The sequence below is a fragment of the Streptomyces sp. NPDC055749 genome (genome assembly GCF_053617235.1).
Genome location: NZ_JBSHFH010000058.1, coordinates 34,133 through 50,982 on the forward strand (window position 1 = coordinate 34,133; position 16,850 = coordinate 50,982).

The window sequence follows — 16,850 nt, forward strand, 5'->3', positions numbered from 1 at the left end:
GGGGGCCATCGTTCGTCGGGAGTGCGCGAGGAGTGCGGGTCGGTGGGTCAGTTGGCGGTCCAGCCGCCGTCCATCGAGATCGAGGTGCCGGTGATGTGCCCGGTACGGGGACCGCACAGCCACCGGACGGCCTCGGCCACGTCCTCGGGTTCGATGAGGCTCTTGACCGCGCTGCGCTCCAGCATGACCTGTCCCACCACCTGCTCCTCCGAGATGCCGTGGGTACGGGCCTGCGCCGCGATCTGGTTCTCGACCAGGGGGGTGCGTACGTACCCGGGGCTGACGCAGTTGCTCGTCACCCCGTGCTCCGCCGCTTCGAGCGCGACCACCTTGCTGAGTCCTTCCAGTGCGTGCTTGGCCGTGACGTAGGCCGCCTTGTACGGGCTGGCTCGCAGTCCGTGGACGGAGGAGATGTTGACGACGCGCCCCCAGCCGCGTTCGTACATGCCGGGCAGGGTCCGGCGCAAGATGCGGAACGGTGCCTCGACCATGACCCGCTGGATCAGCGCGAAGCGCTCGGGCGGGAACGCGTGCACGGGGGCGATGTGCTGGAGCCCCGCGTTGTTGACCACGATGTCGGCGTCGGCGGGCAGGGTGTCCACCGCCTCGGGATCCGAGAGGTCGACCACCCAGGCGGTCCCGCCGAGCTCGTCGGCCACGTTCTTCGCGGCGTCGGCCGCCTTGTCGACGACGTACACATGGGCACCGGCGGCGGCGAGCATCCGCGCGCAGGCCAGTCCGATGCCGCTCGCGGCGCCGGTCACCAGGGCGGTGCGCCCGGCCAGGAACCGGTCGGCGGACGGCTGCGGCACGCCGTCGGCGAGGGAAGGGGCGGGCTCGTGGTCCGGTGTCCGGGAAGTCTGCATGGCCGTCACGGTAAGGAGAACGCCGCCCGCATCACACGGGGTCGGTGCACACACCCTCGTACGCGCACATGGTGGCGGCGTACATGGTCCGGCTGTCAGGCCGACCGTCGGCTTGCCACCCCGATGTCCCCCAACCCTCACGAAGATCATCTGTCGCGGAAGAGCCCGTACATCCAGGTGTCGCAGAGCAGGTCCCTCCCACCGGATGCCGCCGGCCCCCGAATTACGTGACTGCTCGGCCCGGTGGCCGAATCCGTTGGTCGCCCAGGGACAGCGGTTCTAATCTGGCAAGGTGCTGAAACCGGAGGGGAGCCTGGTGCCGCGCCCGGGCGCGCGCGTGGTGTTGCTGGACGACGCCAGTCGGCTACTGCTGTTCTCCGCCCTGAACAAGGGGGACGGTTCCGTCAGGTGGTTCACCCCTGGAGGCGGGCTCAAGCCAGGCGAAAGCTACGAGCAAGCAGCCCGGCGGGAGTTGCAGGAGGAAACCGGGCTGACGAATCTCTCGCTGGGTCCGGAGATTTGGCGAGGCCGCCCGTGGACAGCGGTCCGGGGCAACGTCGCCTATGAGGTCCGCCAGCGCTACTACGTGGCCCGGGTGCCTGCGTTCCAGGTCGATACCTCGGCTTTCGAGGAGACCGAGAAAGCCGCGATCACCGGGCACCGCTGGTGGACCGTAGCGGAACTGGCCGCGACCTCGGATGTGCTGCGGCCGGCTGAGCTGCCGGAACTGTTGGCGTCCTTGCTGACCAACGGCCCACCGGACCGGCCGATCCTCGTAGACGGCTGAGCGCGCATCCTTGAGCACACCGCCGACCAGTAGCCGGCCGAACGCGGGGCCGGGTCCACGGAGCATCGAAGGTGCCATGGGGCGCAGCTCCGCACGGCCGGACGCGCCCTAGGGCCTGTCCGGCGGATCAGGGTCGGATAGGACGCGGCGTCTGGTGCGGTGCATCGCAAGGCGCCGGAGCGTCCTCAGGTGGGGTCTCCCCTGCTCGAACGAAGTTGAGAGCTTGGGGAAGGAGCTATGCGGGCGTTTCGGCAACGCGGCGAGGTGCCGTGCCAGGCGTCGTGCCCCCGACCATGATCCGCCGGACAGGCCCTAGGCGTCGGAGAAGTCCCCCTGGACCTCCTCCGGCAGCGCGCAGCCGTCCTTCACCGCGGTGAAGGAGACCGGCTGTTCGGTGCCGAAGCCCTCCATCGCGTAGTGGCGGGCGTATACCTTCCAGCCCTGCTTGGTGAGGGTGCGGGAGGTGACGTCCTGCTCCTCGCGGCTCGTCGTGACCTTCCAGCCCAGCTTCTTCAGCCGCTCGACCGTCGCGGCGAACGCGTCGGCGGCCCCGGCCTCCGGGGCGTCCGCCAGCCACGGTGCCACGCAGTCCTGCCACTCCCCCTCGGGCATACCGGCCATCGAGTCGTCCCCCGGCGGAAGGCCCGAGTCGTCCGCGGCGGCGCCCACCTCGTTGGCCACGGTCTCCTTGGTGAAGGGTGCGGTGGCCCGCGGCGAGGCCTTCGCCGCGTTGTCCGTCGCGCCGCCGTCGCCGAGGCCGCAGCCGGTGACGGCGGCCAGTATCGCGGTCACCGTTGCGGCGAAGGCCGCCGTTCTTCTCGTACCCACAGGTAGCTTCCCCGCCCGGTCGTCGTCCTCACGGGCGGGCGCCCGTGCGATCTCCGCCGGAGTCTCGCACGGGCTCTGAGCTGCCGGGAAGCCCTTTCTTTCCGAGCCCTGTCTCACTCCTCCGGCGGGAACACCACCTCGCCCGATGAGAGCAGCGTGAGGGTGATGGCCTCGACGGGGCATCCCTCGGCCGCCGCCAGGATCGGTTCGTTGGCGTCGCTCTCCGGGTCGACCGGGTGGGACTGCCTGGCCGTGTCCAGCCGGAAGCCCTCGGGGGCGTGGTTCAGGCACATGGCGGAGCCGATGCAGACACTCCGGTCGACCTCCACCTGCCAGCGGTCACCCATCACGCCCCCTGGTAGCCGGCGGGCAGATGGATCATCTTGTGCTCGAAGAACTCGCCGTAGCCCTCGGGCCCGAACTCCCGTCCCAGGCCGGAGTTCTTGTAGCCGCCGAAGGGTCCGAGCATGTCGAGACTGAAGGTGTTCACGCTGTACGTGCCCGTCCTGACCCGCCGGGCGATGTCGATGCCGCGCTCGGTGTCGGCGGTCCAGACGCTGCCGCTGAGCCCGTACTCGGAATCGTCGGCGATCTTCACGGCCTCGTCCTCGTCCCCGTACGGGAGCAGGCAGATGACCGGGCCGAAGATCTCCTCGCGGGCGATGCGCATGGAGTTGTCGACGTCCCCGAAGAGGGTCGGCTCGACGTACCAGCCGCGTTCCTGGGAGGCCGGACGGCCGCCGCCGGTAAGGATCTTGGCGCCTTCCTCCTGGCCGATCCGGATGTAGTCCAGGGAACGCTGCTGCTGGCGGCGTGCGACGAGCGGGCCGAGTTCGGTCGCGGGGTCGAGGGGGTCGCCGACCTTGAGCGCGCCCGCCGCCGCGGCGAACGCCTCGGCGATCTCCTCGTAGCGGGAGCGGGGGGCGAGAATGCGGGTCTGGGCCACGCACGCCTGGCCGTTGATCATCCAGGCGAAGGGGACGATGCCCGCGACCGCGGTGTCCAGGTCCGCGTCGGGGAGGATGATCGCGGCGGACTTGCCGCCCAGCTCCAGGGTGACGCGGCTGAGGTTGCGGGAGGCGACCTCCATGACCCGGCGGCCCGCGGCGACGGACCCGGTGAACGACACCTTGTCGACGCCCGGGTGTCCGACCAGGTACTCGCTGACCTCGCGGTCGGCGGGCAGGATCGAGAGCACCCCTTCGGGGAGCCCGGCCTCCGCGGCGATCTCGGCCAGGATGTAGGCGTCCAGGGGCGTTTCGGGCGAGACCTTGAGGACCGCGGTGCAGCCCGCGAGGAGCGCGGGGGCCAGCTTGGCCGCCGCGGTGAACTGCGGGACGTTCCACGGCACCACGGCCGCGACCACGCCGACCGGTTCCCGGCGTACGAGCAGCGGCCCGAGGACTCCGTCGCGCCGTTCCTCGTACGGGAAGGTGCGCGCGACCGTGATCGCCGAGTCCCACACCATCATCGCGGCGAGCGCCTGCACCATGGTGCTGGACGTGTACGGAGTGCCGTTCTCGGAGCTGATGACGCGGGCGATCTCCTCGTACCGTACGGCGAACGCGTCCTTGATCCGGGTGATCACCTCGATCCGCTCGTCGAGAGTGGTGCGCGGCCAGGGCCCCTCGTCGAAGGCACGGCGGGCGGCGGCGACGGCCCGGTCCACATCGGCCTCGCAGGCGTGCGGGACCCTGCCGATGACCTGTTCGGTGTGCGGAGAGATCACCTCGATGACGCCGTCACCGAGCGGATCGGTCAACTCCCCGCCGATGAACAGTTTTCCGTGTTCCACAAGCTCGGTCATGGCTGCTGCCTCCCGCGAACCCGGCACGTACCTGACTATGTGTCAGAACTGATACCAGTTCCGCTTGCAGGAGTCCACGCATCGGGATCGATCCACGGCGACAAGAGTGATTGACTGGGGCTACTACTGGAACGAGTTCTTGTCAGAGACGGGGAACCCATGACCCAGGTGACCGACCACGGCGGCGGCATCCACAGCATCAAGGTGCCGATCCCCGACAACCCGCTCGGTCACACCCTCGTCCACCTCGTCGACACCGACCGCGGGCCGGTCCTCATCGACACCGGCTGGGACGACCCGGAGGCATGGGACACCCTGGTCGCCGGCCTCGGCTCGCTCGGTGTCGCCGTCACCGACGTCCACGGCATGGTCATCACGCACCACCACCCCGACCACCACGGGCTCTCCGGCCAGGTCCGGGACGTCTCCGGGGCCTGGATCGCGATGCACGCGGCCGACACCGAGGTAGTGCGCCGCACCCGCGGATCCGAACCGGCGACCTGGCTCGCCTACCTCACGGCGAAACTCGCCTCGGCCGGCGCCCCCGAGGAACACCTCGCCCCGCTCAAGGCCGCCCGCGCGAGCGGCCGGATGCGCACCCTGCCCGGCCTGCGCGCCGCGATCCCCGACCGCGAGATCGTGCCGGGCGAGCTGCTGGACCTGGCGGGCCGCCGGCTGCGGGCCATCTGGACACCCGGCCACACCCCGGGGCACGTCTGCCTCCACCTGGAGGAGGACCACCCGGCGAAGCTGCCGGGCCGCGGCAGGCTCTTCTCCGGCGACCACCTGCTGCCCGGGATCAGCCCGCACATCGGGCTGTACGAGGACCCGGACGACATGACGGTCACGGACCCGCTCGGCGACTACCTGGACTCGCTGGAGCGCATCGGCCGCCTCGGAGTCGCGGAGGTGCTCCCGGCGCACCAGCACGCGTTCACGGACGCCGCCGGGCGCGTACGGGAGCTTCTGGACCACCACGAGGAGCGGCTGACCGGGCTGCTCACCCTGCTCGCCGAACCCCTCACCCCGTGGCAGCTGGCCGAGCGGATGGTGTGGAACCGACCCTGGGAGCAGATCCCGCACAGCTCCCGGTCGATCGCCGTCTCCGAGGCCGAGGCCCATCTGCGGCGCCTGGTGAAGCTCGGGCGCGCGGAGGCGACGGGCAGCGATCCCGTGACGTACGTCGCGGTCTGACGAGGCCGTCCGCCCGGGAGCGGCAGGGGGCGGCGAGGAGGGCACGGGAGGATCGGGGAGCGCCGGGGACGGCTCCCCTGCCGCCTCGCGTACGCACTCCCGGCCCGCGGCGGCCCGCGGCGGCCCGCGGCGGTCCTCCCCAGCCCTCCCCGGCCCTCGGATCACCTGTGGATTTCATCTCCGCGATGCATTGACTTCCCTCATTCAAACCGGTTTAGTAGCGCCCGCCGGCTCTTCTAAACCGGTTTAGAGGCGGACTCGCCGCCTACTCGTCGGATTGCTTCCAGGAGGCGTCATGGGGCGCAGACCCACCATCGCTGATGTCGCACGGCGCGCCGGAGTGTCCCGCAGTTCCGTGTCCTTCGCGCTCAACGACCGTCCCGGACTGGCCGAGGAGACCAAGGCGCGCATCCTGGCAGCCGCCGACGAACTCGGCTGGATGCCGAGCCGCCCCGCCAGGGCACTGTCACTCGGCAAGGCCGACGCGCTCGGGCTCGTACTGACCCGTGAGCCGGGACTCATCGGCGCGGACCCCTTCTTCCCGGCCTTCATCGCCGGTGTGGAATCCGTACTCGCCGAGCGCGGCGACGGTCTGGTCCTGTACGTCACCCCCATCGACAAGGAACGGAGCGTGTACGAACGCCTCGCTGCCGACCGTCGCGTCGACGGCGTACTGATCACCGACCTTCGCCGGGACGATCCGCGCCCCGCCCTGATGGCCGAACTCGGCCTGCCCGCAGTCGTGGTGGGACGTTCCGAGTTCGCCGGAGGGCTGTGCGCGGTCGAGCTCGACGACCAGCCGGCCTACGTCGCCGCGATCCGCTCCCTGGCCGGACTCGGTCATCGCCGGATCGCCCATGTGGAGGGCCCGCAGGAGTTCCGGCACGCCCAGCGGCGCCGCGCCGCCTGGTCGGACACTCTGCGCGAACTCGGCCTGCCCGAGGGCCCGTTGCGTCCCGGCGGTTTCACTGCCGAGGGCGGCGCCGCAGCCACCCGCGAACTGCTGGCGCTCGGTGAACCGCCGACGGCGATCGTCTACGGCAACGACCTGGCCGCCACCGCAGGTCTCGCCGTGGCGCAGGAGCTCGGTGTCCCGGTCCCCGGCCGGTTGTCCGTCGTGGGCTACGACGACACCATGCTCGCCCGGTACACCCACCCGCCCCTGACCTCCGCCCGCGCGGACGCGCAGGGCTGGGGGGCGACGGCCGCCCGCGCACTGGACGAGGTGATCGCGGAAGGCAGCGCCCCGGATGTGGTGCTGCCGCCCGCCGAATTCCTGCCGCGCGGCTCGATCGGCCCCGCACCACGCGCCTGAGAGGCAAGCGGCCGATGCACGGGGGCCGTGAGTCGAGGCCGCGGGCCGAGGCCGTAAGTCGAGGTCGTGAGTCGAGGTCGTGAGTCGAAGTATCCGTCCGGCAACGAGGCCGGGCGCGCACAGTTCGGAGAGACTCATGTTGAGGAGAACGACGAACGCGCTGCTCGTGCTCATGCTCGCGGGCACGGGTACGGCTTGCGCCCGGTCGGCGCCCGACGCGGCCGAGGCGGCCGGAGCGCGCGGTCCGATCACGGTCTGGCTGTCCAACAACGCCCAAGAGGTCGAGTGGGGCAAGAAGATGGTCGCCGACTGGAACAGGCTGCACCCGGATCAGAGGATCACGGCCCAGAACATTCCTGCGGGCAAGACCTCCGAGGAGGCGATCAGCGCCTCGATCATCGCGGGGACCACTGCCTGTCTGGTGTTCAACACCCCGCCGGCGTCGGTCCCGCAGTTCCAGAAGCAGGCCGGTCTCGTGCCGCTGGACGACTTCCCCGACGGCAGGAAGTACATCGAGCGACGCAGCGGCGCGCTGGCCTCCCAGTACCGCTCCCCGGACGGTTCGTACTTCCAGATGCCGTGGAAGAGCAACCCCGGAATGATCCTCTACAACAAGGAGATCTTCCGGAAGGCCGGTCTCGACCCGGAGAATCCCCAACTCGCCACCCATGAAGAGTTCCTGAAGACCTCTCGGAAGATCGTCGGGAGCGGCGCCGCCAAGGCCGCGATCTGGCCGGCTCCGAGCAGCGAGTTCTTCCAGTCCTGGTTCGACTTCTACCCCGCCTTCATCGCCGAGAGCGGCGGCAAGCAGCTGGTCGAGGACGGCAAGCCGCAGTTCGACACGGCGGCGGGCCGACGGGTCGCGGACTTCTGGCGGCAGATCTACGCGGAGAAGCTCGCCCCTCAGGAGACCTACCCGGGCGACGCTCTCAACGATCAGAAGGCGGCCATGGCGACGGTCGGCCCCTGGGCCGTCGCCGCGTACAAGGACAGCGTGGACTGGGGTGTCGTCCCCGTACCGACCTCCGACGGCAGGCCCGCGGGCGAGGTCCATACCTTCAGCGACGAGAAGTCCGTCGCGATGTACAGCTCCTGCGAGAACCGGGCCACTGCCTGGGACGTGATGAAGTTCGCCACCTCCAAGAAGCAGGACGGCAGCTTCCTCGCCGCCACCGGCCAGATGCCGGTGCGGGAGGACCTGATCTCCGCCTATCCCGCCTTCTTCGCCGAGAACCCGGCTTACAAGGCATTCGCCGACCAGGCGGAACGTGTCGTCGAGGTGCCGAACGTGGCCGGGTCGATCGACATGTGGCAGGCGTTCCGCGACTCCTGGACGCGGTCAGTGATCTTCGGACGTGAGTCCACCGAATCCGCCCTGCACGACGCCGACGACAGGATCTCCAAGATCCTCGCCGAGTACTGAGGCCCGCCATGAACCAACTGCACTCCAGGGCCCGCTCCCGGGCAGGCGCCCTCTTCGTCGCTCCGTACGCGGTGTTCGTCCTCGCCGTCTTCGCCGTGCCCCTCCTCTACACGGTGTGGATCTCCTTCCACCGCTTCTACTTCACCGCCCCCGGCACCGATGCCGACACCCCCTGGATCGGGCTCGACAACTACCAGGCGGTGTTCACCGATCCGGTGGTCGGCCGTGCGTTCTTCAACATCCTGGTCTTCCTGGTCATCAATGTGCCGCTGACCGTGGGTCTCTCCCTGGTCCTCGCGTCGGCGCTCAATGCGAAGCTGCCGTTCCGGTCCTTCTTCCGGGCCGCCTACTACCTGCCGTACATCACGGCGAGCGTGGCCCTGGTCGCGGTCTGGCAGTTCCTCTTCGGCGGCGACGGACTGGTCAACAGCGCGCTGGGCAGTCTCGCTCCCGACCCGTCCTGGCTGGTCAACTCGGAGCTCGCGATGCCGGTGATCGCCTTCTTCGTCACCTGGAAACAGCTCGGTTTCTTCGTGATGCTCTATCTGGCCGCGCTGCAGAACGTCGGCCAGGAGCTGTACGAGGCCGCATCGGTCGACGGGGCGGGCCGCATACGCCAGTTCTTCGCCGTCACCGTGCCCGGCGTCCGCCCGGCCACCACCCTGGTCGCCGTCTACGCGATCATCACCGGCGCCAACCTCTTCAGCGAGCCCTACCTGCTCACCGGAGGAGGCGGCCCCGACCACGCGTCCACGTCTCCGGTGCTGCTCATGTACCAGAAGGGCATCGAGCAGGGGCACCCCGACTGCGCCGCCGCGCTCGGCATCGTCCTCGTGGTGTTCGTACTCGCCGTCTCGCTGATCGCCCGCAAGCTCACCGAGAGGAACAGCTGACACCATGAGCACGCACACCGCTGCCGCCGCGGGCCCGCGGCGCCGGGCCCGGCTGAGCCGGACTGTCCGGCTCGGGGTCCTCCTCGCCGGAGCCGTCGCCTTCCTCTTCCCGTTCTACTACATGGTGGTGGGGTCGTTCCGTACGACCACCACGGGCGACCTCGCATCGGCCGTGCCCGGCGATCCGACCGTCGGCAACTACGCGGCCATCAACAGCGCCATCTCGCTGGGCCGTTCCCTCCTCAACTCGGGCATCATGACCGGCGGCGTACTGCTGTGCACCATGGTCTTCGGCCTGCTCGCCGGATACGCGCTGGCCCAGCTGCACTTCCGGGGCCGTGGCACCCTCTTCGCCACGCTGCTGCTGGTCCAGATGGTCCCGTTCCAGCTGCTGATGCTTCCGCTGTACGTCCTGGTGGTCCGCGACTACGGCCTCGGCGACAACTACCTCGGCATGATCCTGCCGTTCGCGATCAACTCGACCGCGGTCTTCCTCTTCCGTCAGTTCTTCATCCAGATGCCCGCCTCGCTCTTCGAAGCGGCCCGCATCGACGGAGCCGGCGAACTGCAGATCCTCATCAGGATCGCCGTCCCCATGGCCCGGCCCGCCCTGCTCACCGCCGTCCTGCTGACTTTCATCGGCCCGTGGAACGAGTTCCTCTGGCCCTTCCTCGTCACCAAGAACGCCGATATGCAGCCGCTGGCCGTCTCCCTGGCCGGCTTCCTCAGCAACCTTCAGGGCACGGTCTCGAACCCGACCGGCGCCCTGATGGCCGGCGCCTGTGTGCTGGCCGCCCCCGCGGTGGCGCTGTTCCTCCTCTTCCAGCGCCACTTCACCTCCACCGACATCGATTCCGGAATCAAGGGCTGAACCACATGAGCACCCCCACCCCCACGCACATTCCCTTCCGTCTGGTCCGCAAGGGCGTCGTCATGTCGCCACTGCCGGGCGAGCCCACCGAGGTCGAGGGCGTCCTCAACCCGGCCTCCGGCCGCACCCCGGACGGCCGCCTGCACCTGCTGCCCCGTCTCGTCGCCGAGGGCAACGTCTCCCGCGTCGGCCTCGCCGAGGTCACGTTGACCGACGGAGTCCCTTCGGGCGTCGAGCGCCGCGGCGTGGTTCTCGCCCCCGACGAGGGCTGGGAGCGCGGCAAGAACAACGCCGGTGTCGAGGACCCCCGCGTCACCTGGATCCCCTCACTCGGCAAGCACGTCATGTCGTACGTCGCGTACGGGCCGCTCGGCCCCAAGCCGGCCCTCGCCGTCTCCGACGACCTCACCGAGTGGACCCGCATCGGCCCCGTCCAGTTCGCGTACCAGCCGGACCTCGACACCGATCTGAACCTCTTCCCCAACAAGGACGTCGTCCACTTCCCCGAGCCGGTCCCCGGCCCCGACGGCGAGATGGCGTACGCGATGCTGCACCGCCCCATGTGGGACCTCGGCTGGTTCCGCCCCGGTGAGGGTGTCCACCTCCCGGCCGGCGTCACCGACGAGCGCCCCGGCATCTGGATCTCCTACGTCCCGGTCGCCGAGGCCGAGAAGGACATCACCGCTCTCGCCCGCCCCGGGCAGCACCGCCTGGTGGCGCTCTCCGAGTACCCCTGGGAGGCGCTGAAGATCGGCGGCGGCCCGGCGCCGATCCGCGTCGACGAGGGCTGGCTGCTCATCCACCACGGGGTCTCCGGCTCCATCGGCGACCCGTTCGCGCAGAACCAGAAGGTGTCGTACGCCGCCGGGGCGATGATCCTCGACCCCGCCGACCCGTCCCGGGTCCTCGCCCGCTCCGACGAGCCGCTGATGGCACCCGAGACGGAGGAGGAGCGCTCCGGCACCGTCCCGAACGTCGTCTTCCCCACCGCCATCGAGGAGGTCGACGGCAAGCTGTACGTCTTCTACGGCATGGCCGACGCACACATCGGAGTCGCTCTCCTGGAGCGCACAGACGGTCGTTCCCATGGCTGATCTGTCGCAGCTCGTCAAGGCGTACGACGTACGAGGGGTGGTCCCCGGCCAGTGGGACGAATCGCTGGCCGAGCTGTTCGGGGCGGCCTTCGTGCAGGTCGTGGACGCGGAGGCGATCGTGATCGGGCATGACATGCGGCCCTCGTCGCCCGGGCTCGCCGCCGCCTTCGCGCGGGGTGCGTCGAATCGTGGCGCGACGGTGACTCTGATCGGGCTGTGCTCGACGGATCAGCTGTATTACGCGTCGGGGGCACTGGATCTGCCGGGGGCGATGTTCACCGCCTCCCACAACCCGGCCCGGTACAACGGCATCAAGATGTGCCGTGCGGGCGCGGCGCCGGTGGGGCAGGACACCGGCCTGTCCCGGATCCGCGAGCTGGTGGAGACCTGGCAGGAGTCGGGCGCGCCGGAGCCGGTCGCGGTGCCGGGCGCGGTCGGCGAGCGGGAGACCCTCCGGGACTACGCCGGCCATCTGCTCTCGTTGGTGGATCTGTCGTCGATCCGGCCGCTGAAGGTCGTGGTGGACGCGGGCAACGGTATGGGCGGGCACACCGTGCCCACGGTCTTCGCGGGGCTCCCGCTGGACCTGGTCCCGATGTACTTCGAGCTGGACGGGACCTTCCCCAACCACGAGGCGAACCCTCTGGATCCGGCCAACATCGTCGACCTGCGGCAGCGGGTGCGTGCGGAGGGTGCCGACCTCGGTATCGCGTTCGACGGGGACGCGGACCGCTGTTTCGTCGTCGACGAGCAGGGTGAAGCGGTCCCACCGTCCGCCGTCACCGCGCTGGTGGCGGTCAGGGAGCTGGCCCGCCACGGCGGCTCGGGTGTGGTCATCCACAATCTGATCACCTCGTGGTCGGTCCCGGAGACGATCCGCGAGCACGGCGGCACCCCGGTGCGTACGCGGGTGGGGCACTCCTTCATCAAGGAGGAGATGGCCCGGACCGGCGCGATCTTCGGGGGTGAGCATTCCGCGCACTACTACTTCCAGGACTTCTGGAACGCGGACACCGGGATGCTGGCCGCCCTGCATGTGCTGGCTGCGCTGGGCGGGCAGGGCCGTCCGCTGTCCGCGCTGGTCGCGGAGTACGACCGCTATGCCGGTTCCGGCGAGATCAACTCCACGGTCTCCGACCAGGCAGGCCGCCTCAGCGCGCTCAGGGCCGGCTACGCGCGCCGGGAGGGAATCGTGATCGACGAACTCGACGGCTTGACCGTCACGGCGGCGGACTGGTGGTTCAACGTGCGCCCGTCCAACACCGAGGCGCTCCTCCGTCTGAACGTCGAGGCCAGGGACCCGGCCACCATGGCCAAGGCCCGCGACGAGGCACTGGCGGTCATCAGGGGGTGAGCCCGGCCACCCTCGCCGACACCGGCGGCCTGCGCCGAACGCGCCCCGGTAGAGTGAGCGGGTCGTCATCATGCCCGTACAGGGGAAAGCCGGTGGAAGTCCGGCACTGGCCCGCAACCGTAATCCGCCTCCTGGCGGTCAAGTCGGAATGCCCTGTACGCGGTCGTGACCGGCTCGTGCCGCCGGAACCCCGGTGGCCGGCACCGTCGAGGTATACGGGGCCGGAGCCCGGTGCCTCAGTGCGCCTGCGCCCGGTCCCCGCAGGAGAGGCCCAGCCAGCCATGTCCGTACGCCGCAGCGCAGCCGCGCTCGCGACCACCGCCGTGCTCTGTGCCACCGCCGCTCCCGCCGCGGTCGCCGCCCCGAGCCCGTCGCCGTCCCCGACCACCGCTCTGCCGCCCGGTCTGTACGGCACATCGGACCCGACGTACGACGGTGTCTGGCGCCAGTCGCTCGCCCTGCTCGCCCAGAAGATCGAGTACGTGACGCCGTCCACGAAGGCGGTGGACTGGCTGGTGGGCCAGCAGTGCGCGAACGGCGCGTTCCCCTCGTACCGTGACGCGTCCAAGAACTGCGACCCGAAGACGGTGGCCGACACCAACGCCACCGCCGCCGCGGTCCAGGCGCTCGTCGAGCTCGACCAGCGCCGGGAGACCGTGGACAACGGGGTCAGGTGGCTGAAGTCCGTCCAGAACGAGGACGGCGGCTGGGGCTACAACCCGGGCAGCCCGAGCGATGCCAACTCCACCGCGATCGTGATCGGCGCGCTCGCCAGGGCGGGCCAGCAGCTGGGTGACATCACCACGCTCGGCGGGAAGACGCCGTACGCGGCGCTCCAGACGTTCGCCATCCCGTGCGGCGGAGCGGAGGGCGGCGCGTTCGCCTACCAGCCGGACAAGGACGGAAAGCTCGCCGCCAACGCGGACGCCACGGCGGCCGGGGTGCTCGGTGCCATGGGCAAGGGCCTGGCCGCCGGCAACTCCAACGCGGTGAAGGCCCCCGTCTGCCAGAAGGGCACGGACCTCAGCCCCGAGCAGACCGCCCAGAACGGCGCGTACTACCTCGCGGGCGTACTGGCCAAGACACCTCACCTGGACCTGCCGCCCATGCCGGGCGCCGAGGACACCGCGCCGCAGCCCGACTTCGGCAACACCGCGGACGCCGTCGTCGCGCTCGCCGCCTCCGGCCACAAGGACAAGGCCGCCGGAGCGGTGGAGTGGCTGGAGAAGAACTCCAAGAAGTGGGCCGAGCAGGGCGGCCCCGCGGCCACCGCGCAGCTGGTCCTGGCCGCGCACGCCACCGGCACCGACGCCCGCGACTTCGGCGGCGTCGACCTCGTCGCACAGCTCAACGCGACGGGCCCCGCGCCCGCCGCCACCGCCGCGCCCTCGCCGACCGTGACCGGTCAGGAGCCGGTGAAGGACAAGAGCAGCGACGACGGCGGCATGGGCGTCTGGTGGCTCGTCGGTGTCGGTCTCGCCTTCGGTGCGGGCATCGGCTTCCTGCTCAGCAGCCGCCGGAAGAACCAGCAGCTGTGAGCCGGGCGGGGGGCATCGCACGGGGCCGTACCGGAACCGCGGTCCTGCTGCTGGTCGTCGGCGGCCTCCTGGCCGTGCTGGGCGCGGGGAGCGCGCAGGCGGCCGGGTACCGCTACTGGTCGTTCTGGGAGAGCGACGGCAAGAGCTGGACGTACGCCACCCAGGGCCCGTCCCTGACGCGGCCGGACGACGGCACGGTGGAGGGGTTCCGCTTCTCCGTGAGCGAGGACTCCCAGGACTCCGCGCAGCCGCGCCATGCCCCGGACTTCGAGAAGATCTGCGCGGGCACCGCGCCGAAGGACGGTACGAAGCGGATCGGCGTCGTCATCGACCCCGGCACGGCAGCGGACGCCCCCGAAGGCGAGAGCCCGCCCGCGCTGCGCGCCGTGTGCGCGCAGGTGGCACCGGACGCGAGCGCGGCGGAAGCACTCGCGTCGGTCGCGACGCCGCTGCGCTACAGCAGCGACGCGCTGCTCTGCGCGATCTCCGGCTACCCGGAGTCGGGCTGCGGGGACCAGATCGGCGACGACACGTCCGAGTCCACCGGGCCCGCCGACTCCACCCCGGCTACGAACTCCCCGGCCACCGGCCAGGCGAACGAAGGTGACGACGACGGCGGTCCGTCAGCAGGCGTACTCGTCGGGCTCGGCGCCGTCCTGCTGCTCGGCATCGCCGCCGTACTCCAGGCCCGCCGACGCCGATGACCGGCTCCACCCGTGCCGCCCGGCTGCACCGTGCCCTGCGCGCGCCCGAGGCCACGCGCAGCAACGCGCTGCCGGCCGGGGCGTGGTGGCTGTGGGCGCTCGGTCTGGCCACCGCCGCCTCCCGGACCTCCAACCCGCTGCTGCTCGGACTGCTGGTGGGCGTGGCGGGCTATGTGGTGGCGGCGCGCCGCACGGACGCGCCGTGGGCCCGTTCGTACGGGGCGTTCATCAAGCTCGGGCTGTTCGTCATCGGTGTACGGCTGGTGTTCTCCGTCCTGCTCGGCTCGCCGATTCCCGGCACGCACACGCTGTTCACGCTGCCCGAAGTGCCGCTGCCCGACTGGGCGCAGGGTGTCAGGATCGGCGGCCGGGCCACGGCCGAGCAGCTGGTCTTCGCCCTGTACGACGGGGCGAAGCTGGCCACGCTGCTGATCTGCATCGGCGCGGCGAACTCGCTGGCCAACCCGGCACGGCTGCTGAAGTCTCTGCCGGGCGCGCTGTACGAGGCGGGGGTCGCCGTCGTCGTGGCGATGACCTTCGCGCCGAACATGGTCGCCGATGTGGTGCGGCTGCGCACGGCGCGGCGGCTGCGGGGGCGCCCGACCGGCGGGATCAGGGCCGTACTCCAGATCGGGCTGCCGGTCCTGGAGGGCGCGCTGGAGCGGTCGGTGGCCGTGGCCGCGTCGATGGACGCCCGCGGGTACGGGCGCACGGCGCAGGTGCCGCCCGCCGTCCGGCACACGACGAACGTCCTGACGCTCGGCGGGCTGCTGGGCGTGTGCGCCGGTACGTACGGGCTGCTCGCCGCGCAGGGCGCCGTGTACGGGCTGCCGCTGCTGCTCATCGGTCTGGTGGCGGCGATGACGGGGCTGCGGCTGGGCGGCCGGCGCTCGGTCCGTACCCGCTACCGGCCCGACCTGTGGGGTGCGAGGGCCTGGCTGGTGGCCGCCTCGGGTGCGGTGGTCGCCGCGGCGATGATCTGGGCGGGCGCCGCCGATCCGCAGGCGCTGCACCCCGGCGTCGTACCCCTGACCGCTCCGGTGCTGCCTCTGTGGCCGGCCGCCGCGGTCCTGATCGGTCTGCTGCCCGCGTTCGTGGCACCGCTGCCGCCCTCACCTACAGGTTTCAAGGAGCAGGCGTGATCCGGTTCGAGCAGGTCTCGGTACGTTACGAGGGAGCGGACCTGCCCACCCTCTCCGGCATCGATCTGACCATCCCCGAGGGCGAGTTGGTGCTCCTCATCGGTCCGTCAGGGGTGGGGAAGTCGACGCTGCTGGGCGCCGTGTCCGGGCTCGTACCGCACTTCACCGGGGGCACGCTGAGCGGCCGGGTGACGGTCGACGGCCGTGACACCCGTACCCACAAACCGCGTGAACTCGCCGACCTGGTCGGCACGGTGGGGCAGGACCCGCTCGCGCACTTCGTCACGGACACCGTCGAGGACGAGCTGGCGTACGGGATGGAATCGCTCGGCCTCGCCCCGGACGTGATGCGGCGGCGGGTCGAGGAGACGCTCGATCTGCTGGGCCTGGCCGAGCTGCGCGACCGGCCCATCGCCACGCTGTCGGGCGGCCAGCAGCAGCGGGTCGCGATCGGCTCGGTCCTGACCTCGCACCCGAAGGTGCTGGTCCTCGACGAGCCGACGTCCGCGCTGGATCCGGCGGCGGCGGAAGAGGTCCTGGCCGTGCTCCAGCGGCTCGTGCACGACCTGGGCACGACGGTCCTGATGGCCGAGCACCGTCTGGAACGGGTGGTGCAGTACGCGGACCAGGTCATCCTGCTGCCCTCACCCGGGGCGGCCCCGGTGACCGGCACCCCGCAGGACGTGATGGCGATCTCCCCGGTCCATCCCCCGGTGGTGGCCCTGGGCCGGCTCGCGGGCTGGTCGCCGCTGCCCCTGTCCGTACGGGACGCGAGGCGGGGGGCGGGGGGTTTGCGGGCGAGGCTGGAGGGGGCGGTGCCGGTGCGGGGCGTGGCCGGGGGCCGTAATTTCCCCCACCCCGCCCCTTCCCGTAACCGGGGCTCCGCCCCGGACCCCGCTCCTCAAGCGCCGGAGGGGCTGGAATCTGCCCCCGGGTCTCCAGCCGACCCGGAGACTGACGCGCGGCATTCTCCAGCCCGCCCGGCGTTTGAGGGCCGGGGGTCCGGGGGCGGAGCCCCCGGTTTCGGGAAGGGG

16 protein-coding genes are annotated in these 16,850 nt (G+C 70.9%); 12 read left to right on the forward strand and 4 right to left on the reverse strand.

Translation table 11 applies throughout. The features are described 5' to 3' along the window. Positions 1–47 precede the first annotated feature (47 nt). Complete coding sequence (locus tag ACWGO0_RS31330; RefSeq protein WP_453542645.1) at positions 48–866, reverse strand: 3-hydroxybutyrate dehydrogenase; 819 nt, start codon at positions 864–866, stop codon at positions 48–50. A gap of 292 nt (positions 867–1,158) precedes the next feature. Between ACWGO0_RS31330 and ACWGO0_RS31335 the strand changes: the two genes are divergently transcribed. Beyond that, positions 1,159–1,653, forward strand: a complete 495-nt coding sequence (locus ACWGO0_RS31335) for an NUDIX hydrolase (protein WP_453542648.1) — start codon at positions 1,159–1,161, stop codon at positions 1,651–1,653. 312 nt (positions 1,654–1,965) lie between these two features. On the opposite strand, the gene ACWGO0_RS31340 is transcribed toward ACWGO0_RS31335, so the two are convergent. The 3 genes from ACWGO0_RS31340 to ACWGO0_RS31350 all read right to left on the reverse strand — a co-directional run bounded on the left by ACWGO0_RS31340 (position 1,966) and on the right by ACWGO0_RS31350 (position 4,288). After that, positions 1,966–2,481 carry a hypothetical protein gene (locus ACWGO0_RS31340; protein WP_453542651.1) on the reverse strand — a complete coding sequence of 172 codons (516 nt, stop codon included), beginning with the start codon at positions 2,479–2,481 and terminating at the stop codon, positions 1,966–1,968. Between the two features lie 113 nt (positions 2,482–2,594). Then, positions 2,595–2,828 (reverse strand): ferredoxin, encoded by a 234-nt coding sequence (locus ACWGO0_RS31345; RefSeq protein ID WP_453542653.1) that lies wholly within the window; start codon positions 2,826–2,828, stop codon positions 2,595–2,597. Continuing rightward, positions 2,828–4,288, reverse strand: a complete 1,461-nt coding sequence (locus tag ACWGO0_RS31350; RefSeq protein WP_453542656.1) for an aldehyde dehydrogenase — start codon at positions 4,286–4,288, stop codon at positions 2,828–2,830. Before ACWGO0_RS31350 ends, ACWGO0_RS31345 begins: the two co-directional genes overlap by 1 nt. A 159-nt stretch (positions 4,289–4,447) precedes the next feature. Here ACWGO0_RS31350 and ACWGO0_RS31355 point away from each other — a divergent pair, with 159 nt between their 5' ends. The 11 genes from ACWGO0_RS31355 to ACWGO0_RS31405 form a co-directional block, all read left to right on the forward strand. After that, a complete protein-coding gene (locus tag ACWGO0_RS31355; RefSeq protein ID WP_453542658.1) occupies positions 4,448–5,482 on the forward strand; it encodes an MBL fold metallo-hydrolase in 1,035 nt (344 codons plus the stop codon). 295 nt (positions 5,483–5,777) lie between these two features. Continuing rightward, positions 5,778–6,797, forward strand: coding sequence for a LacI family DNA-binding transcriptional regulator (locus tag ACWGO0_RS31360; protein WP_453542661.1), 1,020 nt, complete (start codon positions 5,778–5,780; stop codon positions 6,795–6,797). Between the two features lie 136 nt (positions 6,798–6,933). After that, entirely contained in the window at positions 6,934–8,220 is a 1,287-nt protein-coding gene (locus ACWGO0_RS31365; protein WP_453542664.1) for an extracellular solute-binding protein, read from the forward strand. A gap of 8 nt (positions 8,221–8,228) precedes the next feature. Continuing rightward, entirely contained in the window at positions 8,229–9,113 is an 885-nt protein-coding gene (locus ACWGO0_RS31370; RefSeq protein ID WP_453542667.1) for a carbohydrate ABC transporter permease, read from the forward strand. Positions 9,114–9,117: 4 nt separating this feature from the next. Further along, positions 9,118–9,984: a carbohydrate ABC transporter permease gene (locus ACWGO0_RS31375; RefSeq protein ID WP_453542670.1), complete on the forward strand. Its 867-nt coding sequence runs from the start codon at positions 9,118–9,120 to the stop codon at positions 9,982–9,984. Positions 9,985–9,989: 5 nt separating this feature from the next. Next, positions 9,990–11,078: a glycoside hydrolase family 130 protein gene (locus tag ACWGO0_RS31380; RefSeq protein WP_453542673.1), complete on the forward strand. Its 1,089-nt coding sequence runs from the start codon at positions 9,990–9,992 to the stop codon at positions 11,076–11,078. Continuing rightward, entirely contained in the window at positions 11,071–12,432 is a 1,362-nt protein-coding gene (locus ACWGO0_RS31385; protein WP_453542676.1) for a phosphomannomutase/phosphoglucomutase, read from the forward strand. The genes ACWGO0_RS31380 and ACWGO0_RS31385 overlap by 8 nt, the downstream gene beginning before the upstream one ends. 281 nt (positions 12,433–12,713) lie before the next feature. Continuing rightward, positions 12,714–13,970 (forward strand): prenyltransferase/squalene oxidase repeat-containing protein, encoded by a 1,257-nt coding sequence (locus ACWGO0_RS31390; protein WP_453542679.1) that lies wholly within the window; start codon positions 12,714–12,716, stop codon positions 13,968–13,970. A 14-nt stretch (positions 13,971–13,984) separates the two neighbouring features. Continuing rightward, entirely contained in the window at positions 13,985–14,674 is a 690-nt protein-coding gene (locus tag ACWGO0_RS31395) for an SCO2322 family protein (protein ID WP_453542694.1), read from the forward strand. Next, positions 14,671–15,816: an energy-coupling factor transporter transmembrane component T gene (locus ACWGO0_RS31400; protein WP_453542682.1), complete on the forward strand. Its 1,146-nt coding sequence runs from the start codon at positions 14,671–14,673 to the stop codon at positions 15,814–15,816. Before ACWGO0_RS31395 ends, ACWGO0_RS31400 begins: the two co-directional genes overlap by 4 nt. Continuing rightward, on the forward strand, positions 15,813–16,850 hold a 1,038-nt coding region (locus ACWGO0_RS31405; protein WP_453542685.1), incomplete at its 3' end, for an ATP-binding cassette domain-containing protein. The genes ACWGO0_RS31400 and ACWGO0_RS31405, both read left to right, overlap by 4 nt.